At 35.4% G+C, this 12,618-nt stretch carries 10 protein-coding genes; all 10 read right to left on the bottom strand.

Features of this window, described 5'->3' with window-relative positions; all coding sequences use genetic code 11:
* Positions 1 to 102: 102 nt before the first annotated feature.
* A complete protein-coding gene (locus tag ACFQ18_RS10910) occupies positions 103 to 357 on the bottom strand; it encodes an RNA-binding S4 domain-containing protein (protein WP_047186908.1) in 255 nt (84 codons plus the stop codon).
* Positions 358 to 362: 5 nt separating this feature from the next.
* A complete protein-coding gene (locus ACFQ18_RS10905; RefSeq protein WP_204798305.1) occupies positions 363 to 1,811 on the bottom strand; it encodes a bifunctional methyltransferase/pyrophosphohydrolase YabN in 1,449 nt (482 codons plus the stop codon).
* Complete coding sequence (locus ACFQ18_RS10900) at positions 1,798 to 3,396, bottom strand: polysaccharide biosynthesis protein (protein ID WP_204798306.1); 1,599 nt, start codon at positions 3,394 to 3,396, stop codon at positions 1,798 to 1,800. Before ACFQ18_RS10900 ends, ACFQ18_RS10905 begins: the two co-directional genes overlap by 14 nt.
* Before the next feature lie 214 nt (positions 3,397 to 3,610).
* The gene (gene spoVT / locus ACFQ18_RS10895; RefSeq protein WP_047186905.1) at positions 3,611 to 4,147 is read right to left on the bottom strand and encodes a stage V sporulation protein T; all 537 of its coding nucleotides are present in this window, start codon (positions 4,145 to 4,147) and stop codon (positions 3,611 to 3,613) included.
* A gap of 133 nt (positions 4,148 to 4,280) precedes the next feature.
* Entirely contained in the window at positions 4,281 to 7,802 is a 3,522-nt protein-coding gene (mfd, locus tag ACFQ18_RS10890; RefSeq protein WP_204798307.1) for a transcription-repair coupling factor, read from the bottom strand.
* Between the two features lie 124 nt (positions 7,803 to 7,926).
* Positions 7,927 to 8,157, bottom strand: coding sequence for an anti-sigma-F factor Fin family protein (locus tag ACFQ18_RS10885; RefSeq protein WP_047186903.1), 231 nt, complete (start codon positions 8,155 to 8,157; stop codon positions 7,927 to 7,929).
* 167 nt (positions 8,158 to 8,324) lie between these two features.
* Complete coding sequence (gene pth / locus ACFQ18_RS10880) at positions 8,325 to 8,888, bottom strand: aminoacyl-tRNA hydrolase (protein ID WP_047186902.1); 564 nt, start codon at positions 8,886 to 8,888, stop codon at positions 8,325 to 8,327.
* A 311-nt stretch (positions 8,889 to 9,199) separates the two neighbouring features.
* The gene (locus ACFQ18_RS10875; RefSeq protein ID WP_060668389.1) at positions 9,200 to 9,796 is read right to left on the bottom strand and encodes a 50S ribosomal protein L25/general stress protein Ctc; all 597 of its coding nucleotides are present in this window, start codon (positions 9,794 to 9,796) and stop codon (positions 9,200 to 9,202) included.
* A gap of 375 nt (positions 9,797 to 10,171) precedes the next feature.
* On the bottom strand, positions 10,172 to 11,125 hold the full coding sequence (locus ACFQ18_RS10870) for a ribose-phosphate diphosphokinase (RefSeq protein ID WP_047186900.1): 954 nt from the start codon (positions 11,123 to 11,125) through the stop codon (positions 10,172 to 10,174).
* Positions 11,126 to 11,140: 15 nt separating this feature from the next.
* Positions 11,141 to 12,520 (bottom strand): bifunctional UDP-N-acetylglucosamine diphosphorylase/glucosamine-1-phosphate N-acetyltransferase GlmU, encoded by a 1,380-nt coding sequence (glmU, locus tag ACFQ18_RS10865; protein ID WP_047186899.1) that lies wholly within the window; start codon positions 12,518 to 12,520, stop codon positions 11,141 to 11,143.
* Positions 12,521 to 12,618: the final 98 nt, after the last annotated feature.

Raw genomic sequence — 12,618 nt, 5'->3', positions numbered from 1 at the left:
CTCCTTATCACTATTAATTTATGAAAGGAGGGACAAGTATAGAACTAGTCTTTTGCTTTATTCTTATTCATAAATGCATTCTTGATCATCTTAGGAAGTCACTTAAATTTTCTCTTCCTTCACTAATGTATAAAGAGTCTCTGCTTCATCTTTCTTTACTGTTTCTCGAATATCATTTATCTTAAATGTGACTATCTTTTGTCCAAATTGAATGGTCAATTCATCGCCTATAGATAAAATAGAGGAGGCCTTTGCCTGATTTCCGTTTATTTTTATCCTCCCTTGTTCTGCAACTTCCTTCGCTAGAGTACGTCGCTTAATAATTCTTGATACTTTTAAAAATTTATCCAACCGCATCCCTATCACTCTCTTTCCTTCGCTTGATCCCAATATTGATCCATCCATTCCAATGATGCCTGTCCTATATCCACACCATCAGCCTTTAATTTTTCCTCTATATAAGTAAATCGAGAAATAAACTTTTGATTTGTTCTTTCTAATGCTATTTCAGGATTAATTTGATAAAATCTTGTTAAGTTAGCGAGAACAAATAGAACATCACCGAATTCCTTCTCCATTTCTTCCCTGTCATTTTTTGCAATGACCTCTTTAACTTCCTTTATTTCCTCATCGAGTTTCGCCCATATATCGGATACCTGATCCCAATCAAATCCTACCTTCGCAGCTTTCTTTTGTATTTTGTATGCCTTCAATAAAGCAGGTAGTGGTTTAGGAACACCATCTAAAGTGGATTTCCGTTTTTCTCCCTTTTCCTGTTTCTTTAGTTCTTCCCAATTTTTCGTAACCTCTTCTGAAGAGTCTACTAACACATTACCAAACACATGAGGATGGCGGAAAATCATTTTATTCGTAACTCCACGAATCACATCGTCTATCGTAAAATACCCATCATCTTCCCCTATTTGGCTATGTAACATAACATGCATAAAAATATCGCCTAGTTCCTCAATGATTCCTTCATCATCTTGATTATCAATAGCTTCGATTAATTCATATATTTCCTCAATGGAATGTTCTTTTAATGACTCATGCGTCTGCTCACGATCCCAAGGGCAACCATCAGGGGCCCTTAATTTTCTCATAACCTCTCTAAAATTATCAAAAGTATGATTTAATAGATGATTTGGCACTGGTGCAACATAAACACTTGTCAAGTTACTTATCTCCACTTGGTGGTCTAACTCTACTAGTGGTACCGTTCTAATTACTTCCTTTTCACTGCCTGCCGCTTCTACAATGGTGACCTCATAATCAGGTGGTAAATCCTCTAATAGAGCAAGTTTTACATCTGATGCAATAAATTGATCATATACTTGGCAGAAAATTACATGCCCACGATACGAAATTTCACTTCTTTCAAATGAGGTACCATCTAAAAATTGAAACCCTTCAATTGGGTCAATTCTTAATGCTGTAAAAAGGGCATCTAAATAACTTTGACCTCCATCGACATTTACATCTACCTCATCTTGCTCCAATAATAATTGAACCGTCCTCTCGCCTAGCATTGGATGGCCCGGAACAGTATAAACGATATTAGTTGATTCTTTTGCAGATTCAGTCAAAGTAGAAACTATTCGTTTATACACTTCTTCAAATGTTTCCTCTTCTTCATATAGATAATCAAAGGATTGGAAATCTACTCCTTCTTCTTTTAACACCTTAATAGCAGGATGGTCCAATGTCCGGGTGTATATGACTCCATCCATATTTTTCAGCTTTTTATATATTCCAAATGGGAGCTGGTTGATGTCCCCAGCGCCTAATCCCAGCACGTCAATTTTTGCCATTACTTTTCCCTCCTTTATATATACGAATAAACCATGACGCTTTAGGCAACAAACTTAATTGTCTTTCCGATAGTGCCTTTCCTCTTATCAAGGTATATAAAAAAATACTCGCACCTATTACAACAACAACTATGACATAAAGGAATAAATGAAATCGACTTTCAAGAAAATGATCCTGTATGAATAAATTGGCAGCAATAAGAAAGATGATCATCGATAACGATGATTTTATGAGTGTTATCCACTTTATACTCTTTAGAAAATGTAACTCTGGTAAATTTCGTTCTATGTCTATTAAAACAATGACTAGTAATCCTAATAAACTAATTACCGTTGCAACAGATCCACCAATAAGCCCAAATAACGGAACAAGCCAAAGGTTTAATAACCCCTTTAAGATAAACATGATAACTATAAGCCTTGCTGTACGTTTAATATACCCTAAACCTTGTAATATAGATGACGCCGTAATTGCCAAGGAACTTAAGAAAAGCGACATAACAAGTATTTGTAAAGCAAATGTTTCTTTACCATCTTTAAACAATAAAATATTAATTTCTGGTAGTATTACAATCAAACCAATCATTGCAGCAAAAGCTAAATAAAAACTAAAAAGCAATGCACTCCGTATGTAAAAGTAAAATTCGCCCTTCTGATGTTGTAATTTTTCTTTTGAAATAGATGGAATGAGTGCTAATGCAAAGGATGATCCTAATACAGTTCCTATTTGAATTAACGGTTGACCTCTATCAAATACTCCTTTTACCTCCATTGCTTCGGTTGTAGTTAAACCAAAATCCACCAATCCCGAGACTAATGTTAAGGAATCTGCAAATTGAATGACTAATAAAGTCATATGATTTAAGGTTGCAACTACACCAAATATTAAAAGTGTTTTTACATAAAAACTCCATGAAATAGGATGTGAGCTCAAGGATATAGGTTTTTTGAAAAAGAGAAAAATAAAAAGGATAATAATAGCTATTATTGCCCCTGCCAGAGAAGCAATTACCGCTGCATTTCCAATTATGTAAATATCAAATACTTGATTTGCAATAAGTATTGCAGCCATGATGATGAAAAATACACGAATGAGTTGTTCTCCTATTTGGGAATACGCAGTAGGTTTCATATATAAATTCCCTTGGAAAACACCTCGCAGTAAAGCAGTAAAAGGAACTAGTAAAAAGGTAAATGAAGCAAATTGATAAGTGGAAGCTAGATTAGGGTCACCTATCAAATTAGATAATGGATGAGCAAAAAGAAATAAAAATACAAAAAAAACACCATTTACAATAAACAAAATGGAAAATATGGGAATATAGAAACTTGTAAAGGATAGTCTTTTTCCTTCCTTTTTTATTTCTATTATTATTTTGGATATAGCTTGAGGAAATCCATATAAAGATAACATCATTGCAATGCCCAAAAAAGGATACACCTGCTGATAAATATAAAATCCAACATCCCCTGTTAAGTTTTGCAATGGTATGCGGTATCCGGCACTTAATATTTTACTAATTAATCCAGCTAAAGTTAAGAGTAGCGCTCCCTTAACTAGCTGATTAGATTTATTTTCTTCCATTTGTGTATAACCTCAGGTAATTATTAGCTCTATTGTTCATATTTCCATTTTAATTATAGCACAGTTACCTTTATCATTTATTTATTAAATTAGTAGACCGAACATTTGACTTACTTATATCTTAGTTGCACTTATTCAGGCAAGGGGAATTTTTATAATTTCACTGCTAAAAATAAGCAAAAACCAGATTAAGCTGATTTTTGCTCATTTTGCTCTACTCCATTTGCCTTGCTAAAAAGCTTGAAGCAGTTTCTGCTGACTTCTGTTCTACATTGGTAAGCTTGTTTCCTTCTTTTGTAAATAGGAGTACACAACCAATCGGGTCACCATTCGCTATAATAGGATTTACACAATAAGAGTCTATTTCTTGTTCATGCCCATCTAAGATTTCTAAACTTTTTACTTCTGTTTCAAATACCTTTGTACGGTTTTCAATTATCTTTGTTATTTCGGAGCTAATAATCTTATTTAAGTAATCTTTCTTAGACTCACCAGAAACCGCAATAACTTCATCACGGTCACAAATGAGTACTGGAACTTGTAATGAATCAAATAGTGCTTCAGCATATTCCTTAGCAAAGTGCCCCAATTCATTAATTGGTGAATATTTTTTCAGTATAACCTCGCCTTCTCGGTCGACGAAAATCTCTAATGGATCACCTTCACGAATCCGTAAAGTTCTTCTAATCTCTTTAGGAATTACCACCCTTCCTAAATCATCAATTCGACGAACGATACCTGTTGCTTTCATTTGAGTAGCCTCACTTTCTATGATGATTACAATTACTTCCGTTTGTAAAATATGTTCGGGATGTTCTATAACCACCAGGTGTGATTTTAGTATAAGACAACTCAATAAGAACTATACATTACCTACCAATTTTTTAGCCATTTCTATCCACTGTATTTAATTTTTTTATGAATTCCTCAACTATTTTATATCTTTCCTTTGTTTTATCCGTATATTTAACGGTAATCTTAAGCTTATTATTTTCCGTTCCTAATTGGACATTTCGGCCAAACTGATTTGCTAGTTCAAATAATTTTGACCCGTCAATTGCTTGACTTCTATCTTCACTTACGAGTAGTGTAATTTTATTATTTTTTTCTGAGATAGATTCTACTTTTTCCTTCTTAGAATGCATCTTTAGTGCGGAAACGATAAATAGATTTTCTACTTCTATTGGGTAATCCCCGTAGCGATCAACTAATTCTTCTTTTAATTCACTTATTTCCTCACCTGTCTCCAAGGTATTGAAATGTTTATATATCTCGATTTTTTGCCTTTCATCATTTATATACTCATCTGGTATATACGCATCTAATTTAAGGGAAAGCTCAGGTTCGAATGGCTTAATGTTCTCTTCGTCTTTTCCTGCTTTTCGAGCTTCAATTGCTTCTTTCAACATTTGGGAATACAGATCAAATCCAACAGAATCAATAAATCCATGTTGTTGTGAGCCAAGTAAGTTCCCTGTGCCACGAATTGATAAATCACGCATTGCAATCTTGAACCCGGAACCCAATTCAGTAAATTCCTTTATTGCTTGAAGTCTCTTTTCTGCAACTTCCGTTAATACCTTATCTTTCTGATACGTAAAATATGCATATGCCACACGATTAGATCTACCAACTCGGCCTCGTAATTGGTAAAGCTGACTTAAGCCCATGCGGTCCGCGTTACTTATAATTAGTGTATTTACATTAGGGATATCCACCCCTGTTTCAATAATCGTGGTACTTACAAGAACATCATATTCCCCTTCTAAAAAGCTAACAATAACATTTTCTAATTCTGTTTCTGTCATTCTCCCGTGAGCAACACCAACTCTTGCTTCCGGTACTAGCATTCCTAAATCTCTAGCTATTTTATCAATATTCTCCACTCGATTATATAAGAAGAAGATTTGCCCGCCACGAGCCATTTCCCTCTCAATTGCTTCCCTTACCAATATCGGGTTATATTCCACTACATAGGTTTGAATAGGGAAGCGGTTTTCCGGTGGCGTTTCAATAACAGAAAGGTCTCGAACCCCAAGCATGGACATATGCAATGTCCTTGGAATTGGAGTGGCTGTCAGTGTTAGAACATCTACATTTGATTTTATTTGTTTAATCTTTTCCTTGTGTTTTACCCCAAAACGCTGCTCTTCATCCACTATTAACAGACCTAAGTCTCGGAATTCAACATCTTTAGATAATACTCGATGTGTGCCAATAACAATATCTATCGTACCCTTTTTCATTCCGTTAATGGTCTCGGTTTGTTGTTTTCTTGTACGGAACCTGCTTAGTAAACCTATGTTAATTGGATATCCCTGGAAACGCTCTCTGATCGTTTCATAATGTTGTTGTGCTAAGATGGTCGTTGGCACTAAAATGGCCACTTGTTTTCCATCCATAATGGCTTTAAAAGCCGCACGTATGGCAACTTCCGTTTTCCCGTAACCTACGTCCCCACATAACAAACGATCCATTGGACGATCTTTTTCCATGTCTTGTTTAATTTCTGCTATACATCTTAACTGATCTTCTGTTTCTTGGTATGGAAAGGAAGCTTCAAACTCCCGTTGCATTTCGGTATCTTTTGAAAAGGCATAACCTTTTCTCGATTCTCTTTCTGCATAAAGCTTAATTAAATCATCCGCTATATCTTCCACACTTGACTGGACTTTTCTCTTTACTTTTGTCCACTCTGTACCACCAAGCTTATAAAGCTTTGGTTCCTTCCCTTCTGCCCCGACATATTTTTGTACAAGGTCGATCTGATCGATTGGGACATATAACTTATCATCACCGGAATAACGAATAAGCATAAAATCTTTGTGAAGGTTGTTTAATTTTAATGTTTCAATTCCTAAGTATTTACCAACCCCATGATTTGCGTGAACAACATAATCTCCAACTTTTAATTCTTGGTAACTTTTTATTCTTTCCGCATTAGAAACCTTTTGCTGTCTTCTAGCTCGTTTTACACGTTTTTTAAATAACTCATTCTCTGTTATAAATACTAGTTTATGCATTGGCAGTTCAATACCACCACTAATATTCCCAACTGTAATCGTTGGCTTTTCTACTGGAAGTTTCAATTCCTTTGTAACAACTGCATCTATATCATAATCCGTTAAAATAGAGTGGATTTTTTCTGCTCGTTGTTCATCTGGAGCAAGTATAACAACTGAAAACTCCCCTTTTTCCCAACGAACTAATTCATTCTTAAATAAATGCATTTGCCCATGAAACTCTTGCATAACCCTGGAAGATAGGTTAACAATGTTCTGTGGGTTTGTATTTGGAATATGGCGTAAAAATACAGACATGTACAATCGTTGCTGTGACATATTGTCCATAACAGTTTGCCAATCATATGAAAATCTACTATTCTGAACCATTTTACCTGATTCTAATAAGCTTGAGTACCATTCCGCTTCTTCTGTATCCAAGTTCACCGCTGTTTCTTGTACCCTACTCATCTCATCTAAAATAACTAAACCATCTTTAGTAAGGTAATCTAATAAACTAGCAGGTTCATCATAAAAATAGCCAATATATTTATACATTTCCTGAAACCGCTCAATATTCTTTAATCTACTAATGTCCTCTTCCATCGTCTCAATTAGATGCTCTTTAACTTCTGACTTTTTCATTTTTTTCAAGGAGATAGCTAAGGCATCTTCTAATTTACCTGAGGCGGCCATAATATCCTCGTCTGTTAATAGTAATTCTGAAACAGGCTTTATAATGATTTCATCAAGTTTGGATAAAGAACGCTGTGTTTCCGCATCAAAGAAACGTATGGAGTCAATTTCCTCATCAAATAATTCAATCCGAATGGGGTTTTCCTCCGTTAGAGGATAGATATCGATAATTCCTCCACGTTTACTAAATTCACCTGGGGTTGTTACCATTGATGCCCTTTCATAACCCATATCGATCAAAAATGTAAGATATTTTTCTATATCTATTTCCTTGCCTAATGTAAAAGTTAGTTGATATTTATTCCAATAATTTGGTGGGGGCAATATACGCTTTAAAGCGGCTACAGGAGCAATTAAAATCCCTGACTTATTTTTCGTCCACTCTGTTAATGCCTCAATTCGCTGACTTCTTAGTTCTGGGCTTGAAAATGCGATTTCAGAAGCGATTAATTCATTAACAGGATATAAATGAACATTTTCTTCCCCTACAAATACGACCAAATCATCGTATAAGCTTTGCGCATGTACAAGTTGGTGTGTAACTAATAAAACTGGTTTTGTAATAGATTGGTTAATAACAGAAACTAGCATACTTCTTGCGGAACCAGATAAACCAGCAACTAGCTGTTCGTTCATACCACTTGTAATTCCGTTAATAACGGATTGTATGTCTTCTTGTGATTGTAAATATTGTTTAATTCCTTTCATCATATACCCCCGCTTATCGTACGTGTTCAAAAAGGAGGATGAATCCTCCTTTTGAACAACCTCTTATATTGCAATTAAGCGCAAAAATGCCTTGGTCTATAACCAAAGCTGTTCTTGCATTCTTTTATTGTATAAAGAAATCAAGCTCGTGATACTGTGGATTTTCTCCTAGTGTTTCTTGACAACTCTCACAAATCGTTCGTACAAGGATATCTCCATTATCACGATATTGTATCATCTCTTGTTTTTCCTCTGCAGATAATTGATTAAACCCTAATAAGGAAGTATCTATCATTTGATTATCCAGCCTACCAATCTCTAGTCCACAATGTCTGCAATTATAGACAATTGACAAAGAAACTCCTCCTCAAATATCAAATTCCTTATTAAAGAAGTTTAACCTAATTGCATCATAATATACATGTACAGACCGTTGTGGATGCTGAAATGTCTAGCTCCAGCGCTAAAGCCGTAGCGAGACTTCCTTCACCTCTGTGCGATAAGTCTTGCGCTTTTCTTTTATTAATTGTTGTATGTGTTCATTACTTCCAAAAATGGTTTGCCTTTTAGCCATTCTTCACAAGCATCGGCAGATTTATGAATACTTGCCTTAATGGCTTCCTCATCTTCCTTTGGAAATTCTCCAAGTACAAAATCTACAACAGGTATATTGAATTTCGGTCTTCCAATACCTACACGAATTCGCTTGAAGTCTTTTGTCCCTAAGTGATCAATTGTATTCCTTACACCATTGTGTCCACCATGACCACCCTTTTGACGTAATCTAATTTTTCCAGGAGAAAGATCAAGATCATCGTAAATGACGATTATGTTTTCAAGTTCCATATTGTAAAAGTCCATCATGGCTCGTATCGATTCACCTGAAAGATTCATAAATGTTTCGGGCTTTAGGAGAACTACCTTTTCTCCTTCAAAGTGCTCTACGCAAAAGTTTCCCTTAAATTTTGATTTATTTAAATTCCAATTATAACGATTCGCCAACTCATCTATAACCATGAAACCAACATTATGTCTCGTCTTTTCATATTTTTTCCCTGGGTTACCTAAACCTACAATACATTTCATTTTTTCCCTATTTCCTTTTTTTAGTTTTTTTCTATTTAAAAATAGCATTTCACTAACTTACCTCATTATATTGGGAAATTTGATTAGAAAACTTGGCGTTCTCCAAGCTTTTGGGTGAATGCCTTCGTTGTACTTATACAAATTTTTACGGTGGGCGAGTAATCAGACCCTAGACGGGAAAAATCTTTATACTTTCCTACCTGCGAAAAAATACAATAACCCCTCCTATAAGAATGGTTATTCCGATTCTTGAAGGAGGGTTATCGTTACAAAATAATATATTATATTTATTTATTCTTACATATCAAGCTTCATTCTTCGTCTGATTCTTGAGCTTCCACTTCTTCAGCATGCTCTTCTGATACTTCATTATCAGGAGCCAATACACTTGCAACAGTTGTCTCAGGATCCTCTAATAATTCAAAATCACCCGATACAGGTATGTTAGATACTGTGATTGTATCACCGATTTCAAGTCCGGATGCATCAACAGTAATTTCTTCTGGGATATCATTAGGTTTCGCTCGTACCTGTAATTCGAATAAAGGTTGTTGTAGAATACCTTGCTTCGGCTCTCCCTCTAATCGTAAAGGAACTGTAACATCAATTGCTTGAGACATATCCGCCATATAAAAGTCAACGTGAATTAATTCACCTTTTAATGGATTCACTTGATATTCATGAAACATCACATCTACTTTGTCCCCAGAATCAATATCTAAAGATAAAACAGCATTTCTTCCTTCACTACGAATTACCTTTATTAGTTCCACTTCATCAACAGATATGGTTTGAGGATCCTTCTCTTTTCCATATACAATACCTGGAACTTGTCCATTTTCTCTAAGAATTTTATTTTGAGATTTTGTTAAGATTTCTCGCTTTGATGCTTTTAATGACACTGACATATTATCCATCCTCCAAAATTTTTTTCGAAATCAAACATACATTAAGAAAAGCATAGACGCCCGGTTAGCAACGTACAAACTGGAGCACTTCGCAATGAGATAAAGGAAACACGGTGAGCTGGAAGCGAACCGATGTTGACTTATCGTAGTGAAGAAGTGTGAAGTTTGCTAGTTGCTGGGCGATGACGCTAGACATTAAAAATACGTATTCCATCTTTCTTAAACCTTGGATATTCTAAGTGATTATATTGCCAATACATTTATTCCCTTATCTAAGCAAGTCTAAACATTTTAAAATGTATAAAGAAGAGTTCCCCAGAAGCTTAAGGTGGGATAAAATTCCCTTCCTATACAAGTGTACCTAATAACGAATATTTAATCAAAGAGAATACTAACAGATTGTAGTTCATGAACACGAATAATCGCTTCTCCAATAAGTGGTGCTACAGATAATTTAGTTATATTCTCAATTTCTTTTTCCGGTGGTAGTGGGATACTATTCGTAACTACCAATTCTTTAATTTGTGAATTCCGAATTCGCTCAATTGCTGGACCTGATAACACAGGATGTGTACAACAAGCATAAACTTCCTTAGCACCGTGTTCAATTAATGCATTTGAAGCCAATGTAATCGTACCTGCTGTATCTATTATATCATCTATTAAAATTGCCGTCTTCCCTTCGATGTTCCCTATGATGTTCATCACTTCTGCTACATTTGGGCGAGGTCTGCGTTTATCAATGATTCCAATTGGCGCCTTTAGGCGATCAGCCATTTTACGTGCACGAGTAACTCCACCATGGTCTGGTGATACTACAATCACGTCATCTAACCCTTTAGACTCAAAATAATTAGAAAGGATTGGAACCCCTTGTAAATGATCAATTGGAATATCGAAGAATCCTTGGATTTGTGGAGCATGCAGGTCTAATGATATAACACGATCAGCTCCTGCTGTTTCAATTAAGTTTGCAACTAATTTTGCCGCTATTGGTTCGCGTGCACGAGCTTTTCGATCCTGTCTTGCATAACCATAATAAGGCATTACAATATTAATTGATTTAGCGGATGCTCGTTTTAAAGCATCTATCATAATTAACAATTCCATTAAATGTTGATTAACTGGGGCACAAGTCGATTGAATAACGTAAACATCACAGCCACGAACACTTTCTTCAATATTGATTTGTACTTCCCCATCACTAAACTTTGAAACAGTACATTTCCCCAAAGATACTCCTATATGATCAGCTATTTCTTGTGCTAATTTAGGATTAGAATTTAGTGATAATACCTTCAAGGAACCATCGGTATAATTAGATGACATGAATTAGAACCTCCGTTAATCTCTTTTTCTATTTTTTAGTTTTGATGCATAGCCTTCTTTATTCGTTTGTCTTGCCCGAGCAACAGATAGTGCCTCAGTTGGGACATCTTTTGTAATGGTAGAACCCGCAGCTACATAGGAACCTTTTCCAATGGTTACTGGTGCTATTAAATTAGAGTTACAACCAATAAAAGAATCATCTTCTATAGTAGTTAAATATTTATTCACTCCATCATAGTTCACTGTAATTGTACCACAACCTATATTAACATTGCTTCCTACTTGTGCATCTCCGACATAACTTAAATGTGAGGCTTTACTTCCTTCCCCCACGACAGATTTCTTAATTTCTACAAAATTACCAACCTTAGCTCCATGTCCAATGGTTGAATCTGGACGGATATGTGCAAACGGACCAATGTTAACACGGTTACCAATCTTACTATCACTAGCAACACTATGTCTTATAACCGTAGATTCTCCTACTTCACAATTAATTATTTCACTATTAGGGCCAATTTCGGCATTTTCTTTTATAATGGATGCACCTTTAATGATCGTACCCGGATATATAACAACATCAGGTTCAATCATCACTTCGGGGTGAATGTATGTGTTTTCTGGGTCAATAATGGATACGCCATTTCTCATATGTTTTTCATTAATTCTTTGTTTCATAGTTTTTTCCGCCCTAGCTAAAGCAACACGATCATTAACTCCGAGTGTTTCATTAAAATTATCCGTCATAAATGCAGTAACTTTCTTTGAATTATTTCGTAATATTTCAATAACGTCTGGTAAATAATACTCACCTTGTGCGTTATCATTGGATACTTCTTTCAAGGCTTGAAACAAAGCCTGATTATCAAAACAGTATGTACCTGTATTAATTTCAGTAACTTGGAGTTCCGCCTCATTTGCATCCTTATGTTCAACGATTCGTTCCACTTCGCTCGCCGCATTACGAATCACTCTTCCATATCCAGTAGCGTCATCCGCCTTAGCTGTCAAGATGGTAGCACTCGCACCTTCCCCTTCATGATGTTTAATTAGGGCCTCGTATGTACCATTTGTGATTAATGGAGTATCTCCACAAACAACAATAGTTGTTCCCTCTTTATCCTGTAATAATGATTTTGCCTGAATAACAGCATGACCTGTTCCTAGTTGTTCTTCTTGAATGACAAATTTGCTTTGGTTTCCGATTACATCTTTCACCATTTCTGCACCAAAGCCAACAATTGTAACTGTTTCATCTAAATTTAGGGGAGTTAATTGGTCAATTACATGTTGAACCATTGGACGCCCCATTACAGGATGTAAAACTTTATAAAGCTTAGACTTCATTCTTGTACCTTGACCAGCTGCTAAAATCACAGCATACCGATTCGTCATAAGGATACCTCCAATTATTACTATTTTCCATAATAAAATATATCCTAAACAAGTTCTGATTTCAACATATTGATAATATGTATATCATTAGATATTTA

Origin of the sequence: Oceanobacillus caeni (assembly GCF_042678465.1) — a bacterium.
Lineage (GTDB): Bacteria > Bacillota > Bacilli > Bacillales > Amphibacillaceae > Oceanobacillus > Oceanobacillus caeni.
The sequence above is the reverse complement of the archived record's forward strand: the minus strand, read 5'-3'. Positions and strand labels throughout refer to the sequence as shown.

Bases quoted from the DNA above. Each gene is read 5' to 3' on its own strand.
- ACFQ18_RS10910 (WP_047186908.1), bottom strand. From the start codon at position 357: ATGCGGTTGGATAAATTTTTAAAAGTATCAAGAATTATTAAGCGACGT.
- ACFQ18_RS10905 (WP_204798305.1), bottom strand. From the start codon at position 1,811: ATGGCAAAAATTGACGTGCTGGGATTAGGCGCTGGGGACATCAACCAG.
- ACFQ18_RS10900 (WP_204798306.1), bottom strand. From the start codon at position 3,396: ATGGAAGAAAATAAATCTAATCAGCTAGTTAAGGGAGCGCTACTCTTA.
- spoVT (WP_047186905.1), bottom strand. From the start codon at position 4,147: ATGAAAGCAACAGGTATCGTTCGTCGAATTGATGATTTAGGAAGGGTG.
- mfd (WP_204798307.1), bottom strand. From the start codon at position 7,802: ATGAAAGGAATTAAACAATATTTACAATCACAAGAAGACATACAATCC.
- pth (WP_047186902.1), bottom strand. From the start codon at position 8,888: ATGAAATGTATTGTAGGTTTAGGTAACCCAGGGAAAAAATATGAAAAG.
- ACFQ18_RS10875 (WP_060668389.1), bottom strand. From the start codon at position 9,796: ATGTCAGTGTCATTAAAAGCATCAAAGCGAGAAATCTTAACAAAATCT.
- ACFQ18_RS10870 (WP_047186900.1), bottom strand. From the start codon at position 11,125: ATGTCATCTAATTATACCGATGGTTCCTTGAAGGTATTATCACTAAAT.
- glmU (WP_047186899.1), bottom strand. From the start codon at position 12,520: ATGACGAATCGGTATGCTGTGATTTTAGCAGCTGGTCAAGGTACAAGA.